This is a genomic window from Rhizobium sp. AN73, assembly GCF_030757975.1.
GTDB lineage: Bacteria > Pseudomonadota > Alphaproteobacteria > Rhizobiales > Rhizobiaceae > Agrobacterium > Agrobacterium arsenijevicii.
Genome location: NZ_JARWME010000002.1, coordinates 1,996,113 through 2,018,379 on the forward strand (window position 1 = coordinate 1,996,113; position 22,267 = coordinate 2,018,379).

Genomic DNA, 22,267 nt, shown 5'->3' on the forward strand with positions numbered 1-22,267 from the left:
GGCGCTCTAACTGTTTGAATCTGCACACGTTACAGACGAAAATCGAACACGATTTCTATCCGATGCGTTAGTCTTCGTCCGCCTCATCCACGTGCATAACGGACTGCGTTGCGGCCGTCCGGCCCTTGAAGTGCTTGGCGAGCAGGAACATTTCGACCGATTCCGACCGCGAAGACGCCGGTTTGATATGCAGGACCTGCTTGAAGTTCTTCTTCAGCATGTCCAGCAATGCCTTTTCCGTGCCGCCCTGGAAGGTCTTGGCAAGGAAATGGCCGCCTTCCGCCAGCACCTGAACCGCGAAATCGGCCGCGACTTCGCAGAGATGCATGGTGCGGATGTGGTCCGTCTTCTGGTGGCCCGTGGTTGGCGCCGCCATGTCGGACAGTACCAGATCCGGCGTGCCGCCAACGGCCTCCATCAACTGGTCCGGTGCGGTCGGATCGAGGAAGTCGAGCTGCAGGATTTTCACGCCGGGGATGGGATCGATTTCGAGAAAATCGATGGCCGCGACGCGAATGTCCTCCTCGGTGGAATCCGTCACCTTCGAAGCGATCTGCGACCAGCTTCCGGGTGCGGCACCAAGGTCGATGATGCGGGTGGCACCCTTCAGGATCTGGTGCTTGTCGTTGATTTCCAGAAGCTTGAAGGCCGCGCGGGCGCGATAGCCTTCCAGCTTGGCGCGCTGCACATAGGGGTCGTTGATATGACGTTCAAGCCAGCGGCGCGATGAGGCCTTGAGCTTGGTCTTCTTGACCTTCTGGCCGATCTTTCGGCCGGTGCGATTGGTGCTTGTCGGCGCCTTGCTCATGTCAAACCTTCCGTTCTGTCCTGCCGTGCCATCTGCATGCGCCTTATCCGGTTACGCCGCCATGCGCCGTCATCCGCCATCATATCCGTCAACAGGCCTTCGCGCAGCCCGCGATCCGCCACGCGCATGCGCCGCGCCGGCCAGCGGCGGCGAATGGCCTCGAGAATGGCGCAGCCGGCCAGAACCAGATCGGCCCTGTCGGGGCCGATGCAGGCATTGGCGGCGCGGCCGGCGAAATCCCAGGCCAGAAGCTTGTCCTGCATCGCCGTTACCTCGGTATCGGAAAGCCAGAGGCCATCCACCTTGCGGCGATCGTAACGCGGCAGATCAAGGTGAACGCCCGCAAGCGTCGTCACCGTGCCGGAAGTTCCAATCAGATGAAAATCCTCGTGATGCGCAAGCGGCGCCAGAGGCGGGCACTGGAAGGCATCAAGCAGCCCTTCGACTTCCCGCACCATAGCAGCGAACACATCCGGCGTCACATCGCGACCGCCATGGCGTTCCGAGAGGGTCACGACGCCGACCGGCAGCGACGTCCAGTGGGTGATATGGTTGGCGAGCCGGTTGGAGCGATTCTCGCCGACCTTGATGACCGCAATTTCGGACGATCCGCCACCGATATCGAACAGCACCACCGAGCGCGCTTCGCGCCCGACGAGGGAGGCGCAGCCTGATACGGCAAGGCGCGCTTCCGTCTCGCGGCTGATGATTTCAAGTCGCAGCCCGGTCTCCCGGGTAACCCGTTCCAGAAACTCCTCGCCATTGATTGCTGCCCGGCAGGCCTCGGTGGCGATGAGCCGCATGCGCCTGATCGGGCGACCGGCGAGCTTTGAGGAGCACACCTTGAGAGCCTCCACCGCGCGATCCATCGCATCGTCGGAAAGACGGCCGGTCGATACCAGCCCCTCGCCCAGCCGGACGATGCGCGAAAAGGCGTCGACAACCCGGAACTGGCCGGGCCGTGTCGGCTGCGCGATCAGCAGGCGGCAATTATTGGTGCCGAGATCGAGCGCCGCATACATGTCCGTCGCGAATTCCGGACCATGCTCTTGCTGGCGTCCACCGTGACGGGCGGACATTTCGGATTGCTGCCGGTGCTGTTCCTGCGCCCCGTTGGCACGGCCATTCTGTTTGCCGACATGTCGGGGCGCATGGGAGGGAACCAGCGGGCGGCCCTGCGGATCGCGACTGCGCGGATCACGGTGAGCCCGCTTGCGGTTGCGCGACTTGCGACCGACACCAGGCGGCACGGAGGATGGATTAGTGGCATCCGTTGCGGCTAAAACCTCGGGCTGCTCGCTGGGAACAGGCGGTGTCTGCTGGGAGCTGCCTTTGCCGCGGGAACGCCTGCGGCGCTTTCTTTTACGCGGCTCGGCATCCGGCTCGAGAGCCGATACATAGGGGGAACCGGCCGGAACATCCGCGGCAACATCATGCGACAGCACAGCAACGTCACGGGGTTTACCGTCACGCCTGTTTTTCTTGCCACGACGGGATCGCTTCGCTTTCCCTTTGTTTGCCACCGACGCCCCTTGTTCCGACGGCTTTGGGCCGTTTCCGGGGTCGATCACTGTCTTGTCCATTTCGCCGCGCACAAGCGTAGACGCTATGCTGCTGGCTTTCATAAGGTTTCGTTGGGTGGACAATACCAGCGCAAGCGATTTTAGCCAAATGGTTTTTGGGAACGCGGAAATGGCAGGAATGCACGCACAGCAAAACGGCGCGCCGGCTGATCACATGGATCGCGGCCTGAAATCGCAGCAATGGTTTTCGGGGATTTTCGGAAAATTGGAGATGGTACGGTTGGGGGGTCTCGAACCTCCGACCTCAGGTGCCACAAACCTGCGCTCTAACCAACTGAGCTACAACCGCACATCAAACGCCGAACCGGCGCCACGGGGGGTGACATAAAAGGTGTTTTCCCCATTTGCAAGTCCCTCGGTGAATTTTGCGAAAAAAGGCTTCGAAAGGCAAGCGGTTTTCATTTGGCAGAGACTGTCGAAAGACGGCGGCAACCCGTGCCACCTGTAATCCGGAACGGGGCCAGAACGGGCGCGGCCAGCCCTGTTCATGTTAACTCTATTTGGCGATTCATTCAGGCGACGGTGGACCCCGCCGCGCTGTGAAGTTATTTAAAATTCTGTTAACGTGGTGCCTCAGAGGGTTTACGTTTCAGCTTCATGAGGAAGCCGAAAGCCTCGCAAGGTCCGGTAGTGCCAGAATAGGTTTCGACATGCCCGCCGTCCAGTATCCTTTTATCGATATCGCAGTGCATGAACGGGTGCGTGAAGGTTTTGGCCGCGGCGAGGCGATGGCTTTGTTCTCGCTCGACCTTCAGAGCGCGCTTTGGGCCAATGGGCGGGGTGCGGCGCTGTTCGGCACGCCGATGGTCTACGATTTTCTGGAACAGGGCCCTAAACGGCAGGACGTGACCTTCCGGCAGCTGGCGGCGACGGCGGCGCGCCTTTCCAAGGCGGGCGACAGCCTGCCGTTTACCATTCGCATCAATGCGGGCTTCCGCAGCCTTGCCGTTACCGCCAGAGCGGAAATCATCGAGGCCGAACCGGGCCAGCCCGCTGTTCTGTTTTCCGCCCTCACCGATCAGTCAGCACCCGACACGGCGGAATGCGCAAGGCGCATGATCGAAGGCTTTGACGATCCCGATATCCATATCGCCGTTATCAATGGCGACAACGAGGTCGTTGCCGCCTCGGCCAAGTTTGCGTCGCTCGGCATCACGCCGCATACGGCAAAGACGCTGGTGAGGATGGCCGCAGGTCAGGCAGGTCACCTCGTCAAACGGCCCGTGCCAACAGGCAAGGGTTATATGCCCGCCGCCACCGGCCAGATCACCACATCGCCCGAACTCAACCTGCTGTTCGTAGTCGAGACCGCGCTTGGAACGCTCGATCCGGTCAACGGCTTTGCCGAAGATAAGCCGCAGGAAACCCCGGCTGTCGCCCAACCCGCTTTGCCGGTTGCGGAGACAGCACCCGTTGCCGCAGCGGCTGCTTCGTTCGATTCCGTACTCGACGCCGTCGCCGGCATCGAGGATGTGGAGGAACTGCCTTCGGACGCCGAAGACGAAGTAGTGGCGGAACAGGGTGAAGAAACCGTCCTGCCGTTGCCGGTAGCAGCAGCTGTAGAAGAAGAAGCGGAGACCCCGACGGATATTCCCGTGGAGGATGCCGATACGGCCGCGAATGCGGCGATGACCGACGATATTGCCGATCTCTTCGAACTGGACGCGGATGAGGCTGAAGTTCCAACAATCAGCCGGGCGGCTGGCGAAGACCATGCCGAACAGGCTTTGGACACGGACAGCCCATCGACGGAAGATGAGATCGCTGAACCAGTGACAGTGCAGGCCGTTGCACAGGTGGAAGAGAATACTCCGGCGGAAACCGAATCAACGGAAGAAGCGCGGCCTTTTGTCTTCAATGCCGGCGGGCGCGCATCCCGTTTCGTCTGGAAAATCGATGCTGAGGGGCGCTTCAGCTCGATCTCCCACGAATTCGCGGAGGCGGTGGGTCCGAAGGCAGCAGCTGTCGAGGGCATGGGCTTTGCCGATGTGGCGGCACTTTTCAATCTCGATCCGGAAGGCAAGATTCGCGAGCTTCTCGGTCGTCGCGACACATGGTCGGGCAAGACGATCTATTGGCCGGTGGAAGGCACCTCCCTCATGGTGCCGATCGATCTCGCCGCCCTGCCCACCTATACGCGGTCGCGCGAATTCGACGGGTTCCGTGGTTTCGGCATCGTGCGGCTGGCCGATGCCGTCGAAGATCCGCACGCTACCGGCCTCACCTTCCTGAACGGGGAAGACATTCTTCAAACCGAGGTTTCGCCGCCGCCGGCTGCCGAGGATGAAAGCAACGAATTGCTGGCATTCCTCGATGAGGTCGATGACGAAACCCCAACCGCAGAAGCTGCGCCGGCCGAGATTTCGGACGAAGAACGGCACGATGATTACAGCCCGCCGGAATTCGAAGTGCCGGCCCTGGCAGTCGTGCCAGCCCCGGAGCCAGAACCGGAGCCGTCCTATTCCGACAAGGTCGTGCATCTGGAAGAACGCCGCTGGCGCTCCCGCGAGGGTCTGACCGCCGGCGAGCAGGCCGCTTTCCGGGAAATCGGCCGGACGCTGGCGCCTGCGGATGCCGTTTCGGACGAAAGCCGCAAAACGGAGGAAGAGGCCCTTCCTACCGAGCCGTCGGTACAGGATATTGATGACGATATCGATGCCGGAACGCAGGTGGACCTGGCGCCCGTCGTGAAAGAGGACGTCAAGGCGACAGAAACGGCTGAGGAAGCCGATCTCTTCGCGGACTATGTTCGTGGCGAGCGGCCTGTGGCCATTCAAGCGCCGATGGAAGAAATAGAGACCGCGGAACACAAAGACGCCGCAGTGGACGTGGCACCGGCAGCCGATATCGCCGCCGCGATGGTCAGCGCGACGTCGCGCCCCGCCGATGCGCTGAGCGCCGAAACGCTGGACCAGATGCCTGTGGCGCTGCTGGTGCATGCCGGCGACCGGCTGATCCACGCCAATCCCGATTTTCTGCGACTGACGGGCTACGGCTCTCTCGATGAGTTGCAGGAGGTCGGCGGACTGGAAGCACTGCTGCAACGGCAGGAGCTGGAGGATATGCCTGACAACGAGGGCGGCATGGTCGTCGTCAGCGCCGAAAATGACATCATCCCCGTCAAGGCGCGGCTGCAATCCATTCGCTGGGAAGAAACCAAGGCGCTGATGCTGTCGCTGGTTCCGCTGGAAGAAAAACAGGCGCCGGTTGCGGCGGCCAACGAAAACATGGCAGCGACCGAAACGACGAATGCCGAAACAGGCAGTGTTTCCGTGTTGCAGGGCGAAGTCGAGGAGCTGCATTCCATTCTGGAAACGGCAACTGATGGCGTGGTGCTCCTGGGCGAAGACGGCGAAATCCGTTCGCTCAACCGCTCCGCCAGTGCGCTGTTCAACTATGACAATGGCGAGGTCGCCGGAAAACCCTTCGTCACGCTCTTTGCCCACGAGAGCCAGCGCGCGGTGCTGGACTATCTTTCCGGCCTTGCCAATAACGGTGTCGCCAGCGTGCTGAACGATGGCCGCGAGGTAATCGGCCGCGAAGCATCCGGCGGATTTCTGCCGCTGTTCATGACCATCGGGCGGCTCAAATCCTCGCACGGCTATTGCGTGGTCATTCGCGACATCACCCAGTGGAAACGCACGGAAGAAGAGCTGCGCAACGCCAAGCGCGCGGCGGAAACCGCCAACGCCCACAAGACCGATTTTCTGGCGCGCGTCAGCCACGAAATCCGTACGCCGCTCAACGCCATCATCGGCTTTGCGGACATGATGGCGACCGAACGTTTCGGGCCGATCGGCCACCCTCGTTATGTGGAATATTCCAATGATATCGGCCGTTCGGGCCGGCATGTGCTCGATATCGTCAACGATCTCCTCGACATCTCCAAGATCGAAGCCGGGCAGATGGATGTGGATTTCATCGCCGTGCCGCTGAACGAGACGGTGGCCGAAGCGGTATCGCTGGTGCAGCCGCAGGCCAACAATCAGCGTGTCATCATCCGCACGGCACTTTCGCAATCCGTGCCGCAGATCGTCGCCGATCTGCGCTCGATCAAGCAGATCGTGCTCAACATCCTGTCGAACGCCATCCGTTTCACGCCGTCGGGCGGCCAGATCGTGGTTTCCACCGCTTATGAGGCCAATGGCAGCGTAGCGCTGCGCATTCGCGACACCGGCATCGGCATGACGCGGGCGGAGCTGGAGCAGGCCATGAAGCCATTCCGGCAGGTGGCGTCATCGGGCAAACGCGTGCGCGGCGATGGCACCGGGCTGGGGCTGCCGCTGACCAAGGCGATGGTGGATGCCAACCGCGCGAACTTCTCCATCACCTCGACACCGAATGAGGGAACGCTGGTGGAAATTACCTTTCCGTCGCAGCGGGTTCTTGCCAACTGAGGCCATGCGGGCGTAGCAATGCGGGAACCGCCGGCTGAAAGGACAGCCGGTTGAGGCTTTCGCAGGACAGCAGGCTGGCATTTCCATGACGGTTTCCATTCCGGCAACACGACGCTTTTCGTTGTTGCCCATCACTGCGGTCATCGTCGCAGCCATTGCCGCCATGCCCGTTCTGGCGGTCTTCTGGCTGGCGCTGACCGGCAGCACGGAGGGGTGGCAGCATCTTCTTGCCAATGTCCTGCCACGCGCCGGGTTTCGCACCTTTTTGCTGTTGGCCATGACGGCTGCGACGACAGCATTTTTCGGCATCGTCTGCGCCTGGCTCGTCACCACCTTCGAATTTCCGTTGCGGCGGATATTATCCGCAGCACTCGTCCTGCCGCTCGCCATCCCCTCCTATCTGGCGGCCTATGCTTTCGGCGAGTTTCTCGATTTCACCGGCCCGGTGCAGAGCGCCCTTCGCGCCGCCTTCGGTTATCACAGCATCCGCGAATACTGGTTTCCGGACATACGCTCGCTCGGCGGCGCCGTGGTGGTTCTGAGTTCGGTGCTTTACCCTTATGTCTATCTGTCGGCCCGCGCCGCCTTTTCCATGCAGGGACGGTTTGCGGCCGAAGCTGCGCGCACGCTTGGCGCCAAACCGCTCAACGTGTTTTTTTCCGTGCAATTGCCGATGGCACGGCCGGCAATCGCCATCGGCCTCTCGCTGGTCCTGATGGAAACGGTGAACGATATCGGCGCCGTCGAGTATCTCGGTGTCCAGACGCTGACCTTCACCATTTACGAGACGTGGCTCAATCGCGGCAACCTTGCCAATGCCACACAGATCGCCGCCGTCATCCTGCTTATCGTCGGGGCGCTGATCTTCATCGAACGCAACGCCCGCGAAAAACAGCGCTTCGCCGCACCGAAAGCGACAAGCATGGCACAGCGCCACCGGTTGAAGAGCCTCGGGCGTTGGCGGCGCTGGTCCGCAAGCCTGTTCTGCCTCGTTCCCGTGGCCAGCGGCTTCTTCATTCCCGTCATCGTTCTTGGCGGTTACGCCGCAAAAAGGCTGGATGCGCTATTTGCCCCGAAGCTGCTGAAAGCGCTCGGGCACAGTCTCGAAGTTTCGCTTTCCGCCGCCTTCGTCACGCTGATTGCGGCTTTCGTTTTTTCCTATGCCATCCGCACCGAGCGTTCGCGCACATCGAAGGTGGCCGCCCGCCTCGGCTCCATGGGATATGGCGTGCCGGGAACGGTGCTGGCCATCGGCGTGCTCATTCCGCTGGCCGGTCTCGACAATCGCGTCGACGGGCTGATCCGCTCACATTTCGGGTTTTCGAGCGGCCTGCTGCTCTCCGGCACCGCCTTCGCCATCATCTACGCCCATTCGGTACGCTTCATGACCATGGCGGAGGGAACGCTCGATGCCGGTTTCCAGAAGCTTTCGCCGCATATCGACATGGCTTCACGCACGCTCGGGCGCAACCGTTTGCAGACGCTGTTCAAGGTACTGTTACCGAATATGCGGCCTGCGGCGCTGACCGCCTTTCTTCTGGTACTGATCGAATCCATGAAGGAACTGCCAGCCACGATCCTGCTCCGGCCTTTCGGCTTCAACACGCTCGCCACGCTGGTCTATGAGGATGCGTCCCGCTCCAGGGTGCAGGATGCTGCCGTGCCTGCCATCATCATCATTATCGCCGGGCTTTTGCCCGTGCTTCTCGTCTCGAAATCGATGGATCATCCGGAAAACGGCTGAGCGGCATCCGGAATGACGGCAAAAAGAAAGGCGGCCTTTCGACCGCCTGTATTAGTTGTGCTTATTTAACGAGAGAAAGGGGGACAACCTCGCCATATGGAAATTATCAATCCCGGCCATCAAAAGTTTGACAGCCCTGCGTTGGGATTTACTTTCCGCCAACTCCTATTAACAAGCAGTTAAAACCAAAATCGATCAATTACCGACGATAATTCCTATTTTGAGACCGTAAAGGCCAAAAACTAAATTACAGGTTTCTAATTTCATCGCGACTTCAACAGTAACGCGTAAAAATCAAAAACAGGCCACTCAATCAGTTTCGCGCGGCTGCGTGTTCGTCCCTCATCCGCTGGAGTTCGGTGCGTTTGGAGGCGATGGAAGCGGCGATCACGCCGATGGTGACAAGGCCGATGAGGATCGTGCAGATGGCATTGATTTCCGGCGTCACACCGAGGCGAACCTGCGAATAAATCTTGATCGGCAGCGTCGTCGCACCGGGACCGGTGGCGAAACTTGCGATCACCAGATCGTCGAGCGACAGCGTGAAAGCCAGCATCCAGCCGGCGATGACGGCCGGAAAAATCAGCGGCAGTGTAATCTTGAAAAAGGTTTTGACCGGCGGGCAACCGAGATCGAGCGCTGCTTCTTCGAGACTGCGATCAAAGGTCAAAAGACGAGACTGCACGACGATCGCCACATAACACATGGTGAAGGTGGTGTGGGCGATAACCACCGTCCAGAAACCGCGATCCACCCCGACGGCCACAAACAGCAGCAGCAGCGACAGACCGGTAATGACCTCCGGCATGACGAGCGGCGCATAGATCATGCCGGAAAACAGCACCCGCCCCGGAAACCGTGCGAACCGTGTCAGCGACAACGCCGCCAGCGTTCCGAGGATGGTGCCGATGGTGGCGCTCAGAATACCGACGCGAAGCGTAACCCACGCCGCATCCATTAGCCCCTGGTTCGACCACATGGACTTATACCATTGCAGCGAAAAGCCGCCCCAGACGGTGACCAGCTTGGAGGCATTGAAGGAATAAACGATCAGGATGATGATCGGGATATAGAGGAAGGCAAAACCGAGCGTCAGAACGGTGATGTCGAATTTTCCGCGTTTCATGGCCTCACCCCACTTTCTTCTGCTGGTTCTGGAAGATGGCAATGGGCACCACCAGCAACAGCAGAAGCAGCACGGCAACGGCGGATGCCAGGGGCCAGTCGCGGTTGCCGAAGAATTCCGTCCACAGCGTCTTGCCGATCATCAGCGTCTGCGCGCCGCCAAGCAGATCGGGGATGACGAATTCGCCTGTTATCGGGATGAAGCAGATCATCGACCCGGCCACGACGCCCGGCAGTGACAGCGGGAAGGTGATCTTCCAGAAGGCTTTCCATGGCGGGCAGCCCAGATCGGCCGCTGCCTCCAACAGCGTGTTGTCGAATTTTTCCAGCGCCGAATAAAGCGGCAGCACCATGAACGGCAGATAGGAATAAACGATGCCGATGAAGATCGCCGTCTCGGTGCGGAAGATATTGACCTGCTGGTCCGGCCCCAGAAAACCGAGCCATTGAAACAGCACCGTCAGCAGACCTTCGGGCTTCAGAATGCCGATCCAGGCATAAACGCGGATCAGGAACGAGGTCCAGAACGGCAGGATCACCAGCATCACCAGCGTCGGGCGGATGGATGTCGGCGCACGCGCCATGGCAAGCGCCATGGGGTAACCGATCAGCAAAAGCAGGAAGGTGGAGATGAACGCGATGCGTAACGACGACAGGTAGGCGTCGATATAGAGCGGGTCTTCCGTCAGAAACAGGTAGTTTTCGAAATCCAGCTGCGAGAAGAATGCGCCAAGCTTCGAAAACCCTTCAAAGACCGGCGTATAGGGCGGCATGGATATCGCCGTATCCGAAAGCGATATCTTGAAGATGATAAAAAAGGGTGCTGCAAAAAACAGCATCAGCCAGAAATAGGGAACCGCGACGACCAGCCAACGCCAGGGACTTTGCCGGTTTTCAGGAGTGGTGACTGCCATAAAAACCTCCCCTCAGCGCGTTAACACAAGACCGGAATCCTGTTTCCAGTTCAACCACACCATATCGCCGAAGGTGATCGGGCGATCCACCAGACGCGAGACATTCGCCTGCGCTGCACGGATGACACGGCCATCGGCGAGCTTGACGATGAACACCGAGAAGTCGCCGAGATAGCCGATATCCCAGACTTCGCCATAGGCGGAATTGACGGCGCTGTCGGCGGGTTGATCGAGCGAGATGCGGACTTTTTCCGGGCGGACGGCGAAAGCCACCTGGCTGCCGGTCGCAGCGGCGCATTCCTGCTCCATGGCCACTTTCAAGCCGTCGCAATCCAGCGTCACTAGCCCCGGCTTGCCGATGTCGGAAGCGTTGGCGACGACTTTTGCGTCGAAAATATTGATGTCGCCGATGAAATCCGCCACGTAACGGCTGTTCGGCGCCTCGTAAATCTCGGCCGGCGTCGCCACCTGCACGACGATGCCCTTGTCCATGACCGCAATCCGGTCCGACACCGTCATCGCCTCTTCCTGGTCATGGGTGACGATCAGGAAGGTCAGGCCGAGGTTGGTCTGGATGTCCATCAGCTCGAATTGGGTTTCCTCGCGCAGCTTCTTGTCGAGCGCGCCGAGCGGTTCGTCCAGTAAAAGCACCTTCGGCCGCTTGGCAAGCGACCGGGCGAGCGCCACGCGCTGCCGCTGGCCGCCGGAAAGCTGGCTCGGCTTGCGCTTGGCAAATTCGCTGAGCTTGACGAGACGCAGCATTTCCTCGACGCGGGAAGATACTTCCGCCTTGGGCAGACCATCCTGCTCCAGACCGAAGGCAATGTTCTTTTCCACCGACATATGCGGGAAAAGGGCATAGGACTGGAACATCATGTTGGTCGGGCGCTTGTAGGGCGGAACGCCGGAAATATCCTTGCCCTGAAGGAGAATGCGTCCATCGGTCGGCTCCTCGAAACCGGCCAGCATGCGCATCAGTGTGGTCTTGCCGCAGCCAGAAGGACCAAGCAGCGAAAAGAATTCCCGCTCGTAAATATCGAGCGTCAGATTGTCGACGGCGACGAAATCACCAAAACGCTTGGTGACGTTTTCAAAACGGATGAACGGAACCGCATCGGGATTGTCCCAAGGGCTAAATTTACGTTTGACCGGCCCCAGAGTTTTCGCCATTCACCCCACCTTCAAATCCCGTTGATTTTGTAGATTTGAGCATCGGATTGCCCGAAAACCGTTTTTCACGTTTCGGTCCGATGCCATGAGGCGGGCAGCGCCGGCAGGTTGCGTGACCTGCCGGCAAGGTATCAGAGCAACAGGCCCGCCGGCCGTTCCCCAACCAGCGCGCCGAGTTATCAGCTACCGGTCTTTATCTGCGTCCAGACGCGGTTCAAGACGCGCTGTTCCTTCGGTCCGTAAGGCGAGATGGTGAAGAGCTTCTTCATCGTCTCGGCATTGGGGTAAACCGCCGGGTTCTTGGCGACCGACGGGTCCATCAGCGCCTGCGAGGCAAGGTTGCCGTTCGCATATTGAACGTAGTTGGACGCCTTGGCGATGATTTCCGGCCGCATCAGATAGTTGATGAAGGTGTGCGCTTCCTCGACATTCTTGGCATCCGCCGGGATGGCAAGGTTATCGAACCACATATAGGTGCCTTCCTTCGGGATGACGTAGTTCACCTCGACGCCGTTCTTGGCTTCCTCAGCGCGTTTTTTCGCCTGAAGGATGTCGCCCGACCAGCCGATGGTGATGCAGCTGTCGCCATTTGCCAGTTCATCGATATAGGCGGAAGAGTTGAAGGTCTTCACATAGGGACGGATTTTCGAATAGACCGCGCCGCCGGCTTCCAGATCAGCCGTTTCCTTGCTGTCCGGGTTCTTGCCGATGTAATTCATGGCGATGGCGAAGGTCTCGTCCGACGCATCGAGAATATTGATGCCGCAGGATTTCAGCTTTTCAGCATTTTCCGGCTTGAAAAGAACATCCCAGCTATCGACCGGAATATCGCCGAGAGCGGCCTTCACCTTGGCGGCATTGTAGCCAATGCCGGTGGTGCCCCACATGTAGTTCACGGCATATTCGTTGCCGGGATCGTATTTCGCCAGGCGCTCGGAGACATCCGGCCACATGTTCTTCAAATTCGGCAACTTGGACTTGTCGAGTTTCTGGAAAACACCGGCATTGATCTGGCGGGCGAGGAAGGGGCCGGTCGGCACCACCACGTCATAACCGGAGCTGCCGGCCAGAAGCTTCGTTTCCACGAGCTCGTTGCTGTCGAACACGTCATAGACGACCTTGATACCGGTCTCCTTGGTGAAGTCTTCAAGGATGACGGGATCAATATAATCCGACCAGTTAAAGACGTGAACGACCTTTTCCTGGGCCATTGCCGAGCCTGCTGCAACCAGCACGGAAGTAAGGGCCAAAGTCAGGCGGAGCGAACGATTTTTCATGATGTCTCCTGTTTACGCATCCTCACGGCGGAAGCGTGATCCCCTTTTTTAGTGAGACTAGAAAGGAAAACAAAAGGGAGCAAGCGGGAAATGTGCGGCACAGCATTTTCAACCGAATGTGTTCTGCCCGGAGAAAAGCCACGCGAAACACCTACTGGAAGTCGAAAACACTGAGGCCGGTCACCATTTCGTCCAGACCGAGCGGCCTCGTCAGCGGGGCTTCCGCCCGTGACAGACAGCCCTGCCTTTCGCACAGCCGGCATGAGGGGCCGACGGCGACAGGGACCGCGCCCGAAGCGGCAGCGCCATAGACCGTCTCCCCGGCCTGAGCCAGGTCGCAGCCTAGAAGCACGGCCGTTCGCCGCACCCTTTCGCCAAATCCCGCCTGCGGGCCTTCGAGCGTGCGCGCAACCGTCAGGAAGGCGTCACCGTCAGGCATTTCCACCGCCTCCACCAGCACCTGCCCCGGCTGGGCGAAAGCGGCGTGGATATTAAGACGCGGACAGAGGCCGCCGAAACGCGCCCTCGGGAAACCACCGGCACCCGCCATGCGGAAGCGGTTGCCGGCATTATCGATCTCCATCAGGAAAAACGGGATTGCCGCGGCCGATGGCCGTTGCAGGCTGACGAGGCGGTTGGCGGCCTGCTCGAACGAGACGTTGAACCGCGAGCGCAACACATCGAGATCGTATTTCGCGCGCTGGGCGGCGCTCAAAAACGCGCCATAGGGCATCATCAGGGCATGGGCGGCATAACGCGCCAGCTCGAAGCGGGCAATACGCCTTGCCTCCTCCCCCTTCAGACCAAGCGCTTCCAGCTCAGCGCCGACCTCCTCGCGCAGTGCCAGAAGACAGGTCTCCATCGCCATTTCCCGCAGCTGATCCGGCTGCGACAGGCGCTCGGATAAGAACAGCCGCATGGAATGCCGGTCGTAACGCCGCCGCAGATTGGGCATGGCATGCACCGGCAGGGTTCTGACCACGATGCCGTGGTTTTTCTGCAGCCACGCCCTGAGGCCCGAGGCGAGATCGTCACCCGTCGATAATTGCCTGTGCAGCTCTTCCGCCGCCGCATCGATGGCATGGAAATAGGCCGGCCGGTTTTCGAAAACGTGCCGCACCTCGTCGATCGGCAGGCGGGTGGAGGAAAGCGCCGTCTCATGCCCCTCCCGCGCCAGAAGATCCGATAGGTCGGAAAGGCGCTGCGCCTGTTCCCTGTAGGCCCTGTAGAGCTTGACAATGCCGCTTGCCGCGTTGGGCGCGGCATCGGCAACCTCGATCAACTCCTGCGGCGACGGCACCTCGCCGACCAGCAGCGGATCGGCGAAGACCTCGCGTAGCTGTCCGGCGGAACCGGCGCTTTCACCCTGTAGGTCGTCCAGATCGACCTTATAAACGGAAGCGAGCTTCAGCAGCAGCTGCACGGTGAGCGGCCGCTGATTGCGCTCGATGAGGTTGAGATAGGACGGCGAGATCGCCAGCGCCTCGGCCATGGCCGTCTGCGTCAGCCCCAGACCATTGCGAATGCGGCGCACGCGCGGACCAGCAAAAATCTTGTTTTCCGACACCGCTTCACCTCTCCATCCCGCGACCCATACAAATCTATTACAAACTCGCCAACACAAAGTCTTTTACAAAATTTACAATTTTACAGCCCCACTCTGTCATGCACACTACAGGATAACCTCTTTCAAGTCACTGTTTTTATGTTTGTTCTGGCGCTGAAACTCTCGAAAATGTAAATGTAGTCACATCGAACGGTGCTTCACAAAGTTGAAGGCAGCACGTTTCAGAAACTGAATTTGTCATGGGAGAGAGAAGTATGACGGATTTTTACAAACTTGTTCCGGGTGCACCGCAAGGACGCTTCGACGGCATCGAGCGCGCTTACACCGCCGCCGACGTGGAGCGGCTGCGCGGCTCCGTCGAAATCCGCCATTCGCTGGCAGAGATGGGTGCGAACCGGTTGTGGAAGCTGATCAACGAGGAAAGTTTCATCAATGCGCTCGGCGCGCTTTCCGGCAATCAGGCCATGCAGATGGTTCGCGCCGGGTTGAAGGCGATCTATCTTTCCGGCTGGCAGGTCGCGGCGGATGCCAACACAGCTTCGGCCATGTATCCTGACCAGTCACTTTATCCCGCCAATGCGGCGCCGGAGCTTGCCAAGCGTATCAACCGTACCCTGCAGCGCGCCGACCAGATCGAGACGGCGGAGGGCAAGGGCCTTTCGGTCGACACCTGGTTCGCGCCGATCGTTGCCGATGCGGAGGCCGGTTTCGGTGGGCCACTCAACGCCTTCGAGATCATGAAGGCCTTCATCGAAGCGGGTGCGGCGGGGGTCCATTATGAGGATCAGCTGGCATCGGAAAAGAAATGCGGTCACCTCGGCGGCAAGGTTCTGATCCCGACGGCAGCGCATATTCGCAACCTGACAGCGGCGCGTCTTGCCGCCGACGTCATGGGTGTGCCGACGCTGGTCATCGCCCGCACCGATGCGGAGGCCGCCAAGCTTCTGACCTCTGACATCGACGAGCGCGACCGTCCTTTCGTGGATTACGATGCCGGTCGCACCGTCGAGGGTTTCTATCAGGTGAAGAACGGTCTCGAACCCTGCATCGCCCGTGCAGTGGCCTATGCGCCCTATTGCGACCTGATCTGGTGCGAGACCTCCAAGCCGGATCTCGAGCAGGCACGCAGGTTTGCGGAAGGCGTGCACAAGGCGCATCCCGGCAAGAAGCTCGCTTACAATTGCTCACCGTCGTTCAACTGGAAAAAGCACCTCGACGACGCGACGATTGCCAAGTTCCAGCGCGAGCTGGGGGCGATGGGCTACAAGTTCCAGTTCATCACGCTGGCCGGTTTCCACCAGCTGAACTACGGCATGTTCGAGCTGGCGCGCGGCTACAAGGACCGGCAGATGGCGGCCTATTCCGAGCTTCAGGAAGCGGAATTCGCGGCTGAGGTAAACGGCTATACCGCCACCAAACACCAGCGCGAGGTCGGCACCGGTTATTTCGACGCCGTGTCCCTGGCAATCTCGGGCGGGACGTCTTCGACCACCGCCATGAAGGAATCCACCGAGCACGACCAGTTCCGTCCGGCGGCGGAATAAACCGAAAAAGCGCCCTTCCCTTAACCGGGAAGGGCTTGCAAATCGCATCAAGAATCCCAACCAATAAAGAGAGGAGAAATGCCATGAATGCCCACAACCCCATCAAGACCCACGTCAAGGAACGCGCCGAGGAGCAGTCCTCCGCCATGACGCAGGATCAGCAGGTCGCCATCCGCATGCTGGCCAATGATCTGCACCGCCTCAACCAGGCCGTCATGAAGGCCGTCGAGGCCGGTGTCTCCGTTGAATTGGTCCGCTCTGCCCGCCACCACGGCGGCGGCGGCAACTGGGGCGATCTCCTGATCCCGGTCATCGTCGCGCAGGGAAGTGCTGCCGCCTGAGATGGCTGTTACGCCGGGCGGCTCCTGCGCCCGGCATATAGATCAGAATGTCCCTTGATCAACCTCGTCATCCGGTCCGCCACCGTCCGTATATCGCGACGGTGGCGATCGTCATTGTTCATGACGATCCATTGATTGTGGCGGAGCGGCTCGATCTCTCCGCCCTCGCGCGTCAGGCGCGCATCGGCATCGCCAACGAAGCAGGGAAGCACGGCGACCCCTGCCCCGGCCAGCGTGAGATCGAGCAGCGCCGTCGGCCTGTTGACGGTCACCATAATATTGTCCTGCCGGTTTTCACGCGGCCAGCGCAGATAGGCGGAAATGGCGTTTTCCTCCGCCACCGCCAGCCACCGGTCTGAAACGGAGGTGGCGGCATTGCGCAGCCTGTAGGGCGCATAGGCCACCTCCCCCGTCTTGATGGCGGCGAGATTGCGCTCCTCAGGCTCGAAAGCGCGAATGCCGATATCGTTTTCGCGATGCGCCAGAGATGCCCGCTGTTCGGCAATGAAAAGATCGATACGGAAATCATCGCGATCCGTGCAGATGGCCGAGAAATTCACCGCCAGCAGCCAGGCATTCCAGGTGCCAACGGCAATTCGCACCACGGAGGAGGCTGACGACGCCTTTTGCCATCCCTCGATATCCTTCGCCGCCTGTTCCATTGCCTGAAGGCGGTCGAGCAGTGCACGGCCATCCGCCGTCAGCGCATATCCCGTCTGGCTGCGCTGGAACAGGGCCTTGCCAATGCGCTCCTCCAGCTCGACCATGCGCCGCCCGACAGTTGCCGGGCTTAAACCCGTCAACGCGGCAGCGCCCGTCAGGCCGCCGCTGCGTGACACATCGAGAAAAAGCTGGTAGGAATCCCAGGTGACGTTTTTCATCGGTGAAAAACGTAGCGCATTTTCTTACGCAGATAAAACAAAAAACGGCGTGCATCATGGCCTTCCGTAACAAGGAGAGCGACATGCACGATCTGCACGCGTTTTATGCAGCACAGGTTATCATTGAAAATCTAAAACCGCGCACGCGGCGGGAAGTCATCCTGCAGGAAGACAAATTCTATACGGACATGGCAGAGGCATCGCGTCTGTCGCGGCTTTTCAGCGCAATTGCGGGAATGGTAAGAGCGAGACGGCGGACGTCAGTAAAAGAGAGCGATCAGGGCAGCCAGAGCACCGACTGCGATTGCGGTCAGGCGAAAGGCCAATTGTCTGCTCTCGTTTTCGGCGCGGGCGATGGCAATGGCGCGAGGGCGGCGATGTGCGGATCTGTTCATGCGCGGGCTCCTGACTAAAAACTCAACCGACCCATGCCCTGTAAAGAGCCTCCAGCATGACATCATGTGCAGCCGACGACGATGCTGTCCGGCTTTGCTGGCATTCGGTCAGGATGACTCCACGCCCATTAACAGAATATTAAAATGGGCGCGGACCGACGACAAAGTCCGCCAACTAAAATGAGTTTGGTGAACGGGTTACTTCCGCACTTCGTCACCCCGGACTTGATCCGGGGTCCAGCGCGATCAAGTCTTTGATCGCAAGAGACTCTTTTCACGGCGCAGACGCGCCATGGCTGGATACCGGCTCAAGGCCGGTATGACGGAGGAGAGAACTACGAATGTTTCAACAATCACGCGAATTCACCTGCCGCCTGACCGGAGGCCCAGGCCCACTGGAAATTATAGCCGCCGAGCCAGCCGGTCACGTCAACACATTCGCCGATAAAATAGAGGCCGGCCACCGATTTCGCCGCCATGCTGCGGGAATCGAGGCCGGTCGTATCCACGCCACCAAGCGTGACTTCCGCCGTGCGATACCCCTCGGAACCGGCGGGTTTGATCTGCCAGTCCTGCACCTCATTCGCCAAGGTCGCCAGAGCCTTGTCCGACATATCGGCAAGATTGCCGGTCAGGCCCGATTTTTCGACGACATGCTGGGCCAGCCGTTTCGGCAGGATTTCCGCAAGGGCGGTCTGGGCCGACTGGCGGCCGTTCTTCTGTTTCGCTTCCTTTAGCAAGGCGAGGATATCGCGCGCAGGCTCCAGTTTCAGGCGGATGACATCACCTTCGCGCCAATAGGAGGAGATTTGCAGGATCGACGGGCCGCTCAAACCGCGATGGGTGAACAGCAGCGCTTCGTTGAAAGCTGTTTTGCGATGGGAAACTTCGGCCGGGACGGCGACACCGGCAAGCGGGCTTAGCCTCTCCAGCGCGGCAGGATCGAGCGTCAGCGGCACGAGGCCGGGACGCGTTTCGACAATCGACAGGCCGAATTGTTCGGCGATCTGGTAGGCAAAGCCGGTCGCCCCCATTTTCGGAATCGACTTGGCCCCCGTTGCGACAACGAGGCTTTCCGCCTCGATGAGGCCACCGGAGGTCGTCACGCGAAAACGCCCGCCATCATGGGTGACATCAGAGACAGCGGTTTCGAGCCTCAGCTTCACATTCACCGCCTGCATTTCGCCAAGCAGCATACGGATGATATCCTTGGCGCTGTCGTCGCAGAAGAGCTGGCCGAGCGTCTTTTCATGCCAGGCGATGCGATGTTTTTCGACCAGGGCGATGAAATCGCGCGGCGTGTAACGGGCAAGCGCGGATTTGGCGAAATGCGGGTTGGCGGAGAGATAGTTCTTCGGCCCGGCATGGATGTTGGTGAAATTGCAGCGGCCGCCGCCGGATATGCGGATCTTCTCGCCCGGCGCCTTGGCGTGGTCGAGGATGATGACGGAGCGGCCGCGCTGGCCGGCGCGGATGGCACACATCATGCCGGCGGCGCCCGCCCCCAAAATCAGCACGTCACATTTCTCTGCCATAGTTGTTTTCCGTTTGCTTCTCCCTTTCCTCTTTTCGAAGTGCCGCCCGTTGTCAATGGCGCTTTCCCCCTCGCCAATTGCCAAACTCCGGTTATGATGGCGGCAGTCGAAACACAGACCCGGTGATACATGCCCCCGAAGAAAACCATGCTCCGCCCGAAAAAACAGGCAACCATGGCAAAGAAACCTCCCCTCGACCTCTCCTCCACCCGTGGCGTTTCCTCCTGGCGCGAAGCTTCGCAATGGTTGAGGGCGCGCGGTATCGAGGATATCGAATGCATAACACCCGATCTTGCCGGGGTTGCGCGTGGCAAGATGATGCCGACGGCGAAATTCACGGGCGACACCTCGCTCGCCCTGCCCTCCGCGCTTTATCGCCACACGATCTCAGGCGAATATCCGGATGAGACCGCAAACTTCCGCTACGAGCCACGCGACAGCGACCTGAAACTGGTGCCTGATCTTTCCACGCTTTCCGTCGTACCGTGGGAGAGCGACCCGACCGCACAGGTGATCTGCGACGTCGTGGATGCCGAGGGCAATTTCGTTCCCTACACGCCGCGCAACGTCCTCAAAAACGTGCTTTCGCTCTACACCGAAAAAGGCTGGAAGCCGGTCGTAGCACCGGAAATCGAATTCTACCTCGTCGCCATGAATGACGACCCGGACTATCCGCTGCATCCGCCGAAGGGCCGCTCCGGACGGTCGATCGTTGGTGGGCAGAGCTATTCCATTGCCGGCATCAACGAATTCGACGAGCTGATCGACGATATCTATCACTTCTCCGAAAAACAGGGCCTCGAGATCGACACGCTGATCCACGAGGAAGGCCCGGCCCAGCTGGAAATCAACCTGCGCCATGGCGACCCGATCGAACTTGCCGATCAGGTGTTCCTGTTCAAGCGCACGATCCGTGAAGCTGCCTTGAAACACGGCATCTATGCCACCTTCATGGCTAAGCCCATGCAGGGGCAGCCGGGTTCGGCCATGCACATCCACCAGTCGGTGGTGGAAATCGACGGCGGCCGCAATATCTTCTCCAACAAGGATGGCGGCCCCTCCAAGGAGTTTTTCGCCTTCGTCGGCGGCATGCAGCGTTATGTTCCGAACGCGCTGGTGATGCTGGCACCCTACGTGAATTCCTATCGCCGCCTGACGCCTGACATGGCCTGCCCGGTCAACAATGCCTGGGGTTACGACAACCGCACGACCGCCTTCCGGGTACCGATTTCAAGCCCGCAGGCGCGGCGCGTGGAAAACCGCCTGCCGAGTTCGGATGCCAATCCCTATCTCGCACTTGCCGCGTCCCTCGCCTGTGGCTGGCTCGGCATCGTCAACAATATCGAGCCGACGGAACCGACCGCCGAGACGGCGAATGAAGGTTCGATCGACCTGCCGCGCGGCCTCCTGGAAGCCGTGGCGCTGCTGGAAGGCGAAGAACAGTTCGAGCGGGTGTTCGGCCATGAATTCGTCGGCCTCTATGCGGGCCTGAAGCGTGGGGAATTCGAGACCTTCATGCAGGTCATCAGCCCCTGGGAGCGGGAATTCCTGCTTCTCAACGTGTGAGGTGTTCCAAGCATGACATGGCAAAGCCCGATTGCGCCGGGAATTTCCTGGTATCAGGCGACAGTCGGCGAGCGGCCGGAATATCCGGCGCTCGACGGCTCAAAAGAGGTGGACGTCGCGATCATCGGCGGCGGCTATACCGGCCTTCAGGCTGCCTGTAATCTTGCCGCCAACGGCGTCTCCGTCGTCCTCATCGAGGCACATCGTTTCGGCGACGGCGCATCGGGCCGCAATGGCGGACAATTCGGCACCGGCCAGCGCTCGTTCCCCGACGAGATGGAGGAACAGATCGGCTTCGAACAATCGAAGCTGCTGTTCGACATTGCCGAGGACGCCAAGCACTACGTTCGCGATTTTGCCAGCGATCGCGGCATCGACATGGAATATCTGCCGGGCCAGCTCTATGTGGCGCACAAGGCGGCTTACGAAGACGACTACCGCAAAAGCGTCGATGCGATGAACAATCGCTATGGCTATGCGCATATTTCCTACATGGAGCGGGGGGAAGCGCGGCAGCGTGTCGGCTCCACCCATTATTTCGGCGGCACGCGCGATACCGGCACCGGCCACATTCATCCGCTGAAGCTGCTGGTCGGCCTTGCCAAAGCGGCAAAAGAAGCAGGCGCCGGCATCCATGAAATGACGCCCGCTAGATCCATCCGCCAGTCCGGCGGCAAGACCATCATCGAAACGCCCTCAGGCACCCTTACCGCAACGCGGGTGCTGATCGCGACCAACGCCTATATCGGCAATCTGGAGCCGGTGACGGCAGCCCATATCATGCCCATCCGCTCCTTCATCGGCGCGACCGCGCCGCTTGATGATTTTCCGGACATCATTCCCGGCAAGGAAGCCGTCGCCGATTCCCGTTTCGTGGTGCGCTATTTTCGCAAGACGGTCGACAACCGCCTGCTGTTTGGCGGGCGCGAGGCCTACACAGCCGATACGCCGCGCGACATTTCGATCCACATCCGCAAACAGATCGCCGAGATTTATCCGCAGCTCGAAAATGTCGAGATCACCCATTCCTGGGGCGGCTCCGTCGGCATTACCCTGCCGCGTCAGCTGTTCGTGCGCGAGGTAATGCCGGGCGTCACCTCCATCGGCGGTTATTCCGGCCACGGGGTGATGCTGTCGAATTATTGCGGCAAGCTCTACGCCGATCTCGTTCTCGGCAAAAAGGACATGCTGGCGCCCTTCGCCCGGCTGAAGGTTCCGTCCTTCCCCGGTGGGGCGTCGTTCCGGGCGCCGCTGCTTTTCCTGGCGCTCTCATGGTATGCGTTGCGAGACAGGTTTTAGGATAATGTTTACAGACTGTTGGCGATGGCAGACAGGCCGATGGAACCAAAATTCATAATTTCACATAACTGAGTATGGCATTTTTAAATCGATTAGATTATGGATGCCCCAACCCTTGAAG

General features: G+C 59.9%; 16 protein-coding genes and 1 tRNA gene. 7 read left to right on the plus strand and 10 right to left on the minus strand.

The window, feature by feature from the left end; translation table 11 throughout:
• Positions 1 to 67: 67 nt before the first annotated feature.
• The 3 genes from RBH10_RS19785 to RBH10_RS19795 form a co-directional block, all read right to left on the minus strand.
• Positions 68 to 808: an RlmE family RNA methyltransferase gene (locus RBH10_RS19785; protein ID WP_045022002.1), complete on the minus strand. Its 741-nt coding sequence runs from the start codon at positions 806 to 808 to the stop codon at positions 68 to 70.
• Positions 805 to 2,433, minus strand: coding sequence for a Ppx/GppA phosphatase family protein (locus tag RBH10_RS19790; protein WP_281039632.1), 1,629 nt, complete (start codon positions 2,431 to 2,433; stop codon positions 805 to 807). The genes RBH10_RS19785 and RBH10_RS19790 overlap by 4 nt, the downstream gene beginning before the upstream one ends.
• Positions 2,434 to 2,603: 170 nt before the next feature.
• A tRNA-His gene (locus RBH10_RS19795) sits at positions 2,604 to 2,680 on the minus strand.
• Between the two features lie 361 nt (positions 2,681 to 3,041).
• Between RBH10_RS19795 and RBH10_RS19800 the strand changes: the two genes are divergently transcribed.
• Together RBH10_RS19800 and RBH10_RS19805 are read left to right on the plus strand one after the other, a co-directional pair.
• Entirely contained in the window at positions 3,042 to 6,788 is a 3,747-nt protein-coding gene (locus tag RBH10_RS19800) for a PAS domain-containing sensor histidine kinase (RefSeq protein WP_281039631.1), read from the plus strand.
• A gap of 85 nt (positions 6,789 to 6,873) precedes the next feature.
• On the plus strand, positions 6,874 to 8,532 hold the full coding sequence (locus RBH10_RS19805) for an iron ABC transporter permease (protein WP_281039630.1): 1,659 nt from the start codon (positions 6,874 to 6,876) through the stop codon (positions 8,530 to 8,532).
• 313 nt (positions 8,533 to 8,845) lie between these two features.
• Here the strand turns inward: RBH10_RS19805 and RBH10_RS19810 are convergent, their stop codons facing one another.
• From RBH10_RS19810 to RBH10_RS19830, 5 genes are all read right to left on the minus strand, one after another.
• Positions 8,846 to 9,658: an ABC transporter permease gene (locus RBH10_RS19810; protein WP_045022011.1), complete on the minus strand. Its 813-nt coding sequence runs from the start codon at positions 9,656 to 9,658 to the stop codon at positions 8,846 to 8,848.
• Between the two features lie 4 nt (positions 9,659 to 9,662).
• Positions 9,663 to 10,571 carry an ABC transporter permease subunit gene (locus RBH10_RS19815; RefSeq protein ID WP_281039629.1) on the minus strand — a complete coding sequence of 303 codons (909 nt, stop codon included), beginning with the start codon at positions 10,569 to 10,571 and terminating at the stop codon, positions 9,663 to 9,665.
• Positions 10,572 to 10,583: 12 nt separating this feature from the next.
• Entirely contained in the window at positions 10,584 to 11,741 is a 1,158-nt protein-coding gene (locus RBH10_RS19820; protein ID WP_045022015.1) for an ABC transporter ATP-binding protein, read from the minus strand.
• Between the two features lie 179 nt (positions 11,742 to 11,920).
• On the minus strand, positions 11,921 to 13,018 hold the full coding sequence (locus RBH10_RS19825) for a polyamine ABC transporter substrate-binding protein (RefSeq protein ID WP_281039628.1): 1,098 nt from the start codon (positions 13,016 to 13,018) through the stop codon (positions 11,921 to 11,923).
• A 151-nt stretch (positions 13,019 to 13,169) separates the two neighbouring features.
• Positions 13,170 to 14,585, minus strand: coding sequence for a helix-turn-helix domain-containing protein (locus RBH10_RS19830; RefSeq protein WP_281039627.1), 1,416 nt, complete (start codon positions 14,583 to 14,585; stop codon positions 13,170 to 13,172).
• A 254-nt stretch (positions 14,586 to 14,839) separates the two neighbouring features.
• Between RBH10_RS19830 and aceA the strand changes: the two genes are divergently transcribed.
• A complete protein-coding gene (gene aceA, locus RBH10_RS19835) occupies positions 14,840 to 16,129 on the plus strand; it encodes an isocitrate lyase (RefSeq protein ID WP_281039626.1) in 1,290 nt (429 codons plus the stop codon).
• A gap of 83 nt (positions 16,130 to 16,212) precedes the next feature.
• A complete protein-coding gene (locus tag RBH10_RS19840) occupies positions 16,213 to 16,470 on the plus strand; it encodes a hypothetical protein (RefSeq protein ID WP_003515151.1) in 258 nt (85 codons plus the stop codon).
• Between the two features lie 8 nt (positions 16,471 to 16,478).
• Here RBH10_RS19840 and RBH10_RS19845 read toward each other — a convergent pair whose 3' ends face one another.
• The gene (locus RBH10_RS19845) at positions 16,479 to 17,351 is read right to left on the minus strand and encodes a LysR family transcriptional regulator (protein ID WP_281039625.1); all 873 of its coding nucleotides are present in this window, start codon (positions 17,349 to 17,351) and stop codon (positions 16,479 to 16,481) included.
• A gap of 92 nt (positions 17,352 to 17,443) precedes the next feature.
• On the opposite strand from RBH10_RS19845, the gene RBH10_RS19850 reads away from it, so the two are divergent.
• A complete protein-coding gene (locus tag RBH10_RS19850; protein ID WP_281039679.1) occupies positions 17,444 to 17,764 on the plus strand; it encodes a hypothetical protein in 321 nt (106 codons plus the stop codon).
• A 335-nt stretch (positions 17,765 to 18,099) separates the two neighbouring features.
• Here the strand turns inward: RBH10_RS19850 and RBH10_RS19855 are convergent, their stop codons facing one another.
• Positions 18,100 to 19,281, minus strand: a complete 1,182-nt coding sequence (locus tag RBH10_RS19855; protein ID WP_281039624.1) for an NAD(P)/FAD-dependent oxidoreductase — start codon at positions 19,279 to 19,281, stop codon at positions 18,100 to 18,102.
• Positions 19,282 to 19,410: 129 nt separating this feature from the next.
• Between RBH10_RS19855 and RBH10_RS19860 the strand changes: the two genes are divergently transcribed.
• Positions 19,411 to 20,847 (plus strand): glutamine synthetase family protein, encoded by a 1,437-nt coding sequence (locus RBH10_RS19860; protein ID WP_045022029.1) that lies wholly within the window; start codon positions 19,411 to 19,413, stop codon positions 20,845 to 20,847.
• 12 nt (positions 20,848 to 20,859) lie between these two features.
• Positions 20,860 to 22,146 (plus strand): FAD-binding oxidoreductase, encoded by a 1,287-nt coding sequence (locus tag RBH10_RS19865; protein ID WP_281039623.1) that lies wholly within the window; start codon positions 20,860 to 20,862, stop codon positions 22,144 to 22,146.
• Positions 22,147 to 22,267 lie beyond the last annotated feature (121 nt).

Excerpts from the sequence above, each read along its gene's own strand:
- RBH10_RS19800 (WP_281039631.1), top strand. The coding sequence starts at position 3,042 with ATGCCCGCCGTCCAGTATCCTTTTATCGATATCGCAGTGCATGAACGG.
- RBH10_RS19855 (WP_281039624.1), bottom strand. The coding sequence starts at position 19,281 with ATGGCAGAGAAATGTGACGTGCTGATTTTGGGGGCGGGCGCCGCCGGC.
- RBH10_RS19860 (WP_045022029.1), top strand. The coding sequence starts at position 19,411 with ATGCCCCCGAAGAAAACCATGCTCCGCCCGAAAAAACAGGCAACCATG.
- RBH10_RS19840 (WP_003515151.1), top strand. The coding sequence starts at position 16,213 with ATGAATGCCCACAACCCCATCAAGACCCACGTCAAGGAACGCGCCGAG.
- aceA (WP_281039626.1), top strand. The coding sequence starts at position 14,840 with ATGACGGATTTTTACAAACTTGTTCCGGGTGCACCGCAAGGACGCTTC.
- RBH10_RS19845 (WP_281039625.1), bottom strand. The coding sequence starts at position 17,351 with ATGAAAAACGTCACCTGGGATTCCTACCAGCTTTTTCTCGATGTGTCA.
- RBH10_RS19865 (WP_281039623.1), top strand. The coding sequence starts at position 20,860 with ATGACATGGCAAAGCCCGATTGCGCCGGGAATTTCCTGGTATCAGGCG.
- RBH10_RS19785 (WP_045022002.1), bottom strand. The coding sequence starts at position 808 with ATGAGCAAGGCGCCGACAAGCACCAATCGCACCGGCCGAAAGATCGGC.
- RBH10_RS19810 (WP_045022011.1), bottom strand. The coding sequence starts at position 9,658 with ATGAAACGCGGAAAATTCGACATCACCGTTCTGACGCTCGGTTTTGCC.
- RBH10_RS19790 (WP_281039632.1), bottom strand. The coding sequence starts at position 2,433 with ATGAAAGCCAGCAGCATAGCGTCTACGCTTGTGCGCGGCGAAATGGAC.
- RBH10_RS19815 (WP_281039629.1), bottom strand. The coding sequence starts at position 10,571 with ATGGCAGTCACCACTCCTGAAAACCGGCAAAGTCCCTGGCGTTGGCTG.
- RBH10_RS19825 (WP_281039628.1), bottom strand. The coding sequence starts at position 13,018 with ATGAAAAATCGTTCGCTCCGCCTGACTTTGGCCCTTACTTCCGTGCTG.
- RBH10_RS19820 (WP_045022015.1), bottom strand. The coding sequence starts at position 11,741 with ATGGCGAAAACTCTGGGGCCGGTCAAACGTAAATTTAGCCCTTGGGAC.
- RBH10_RS19805 (WP_281039630.1), top strand. The coding sequence starts at position 6,874 with ATGACGGTTTCCATTCCGGCAACACGACGCTTTTCGTTGTTGCCCATC.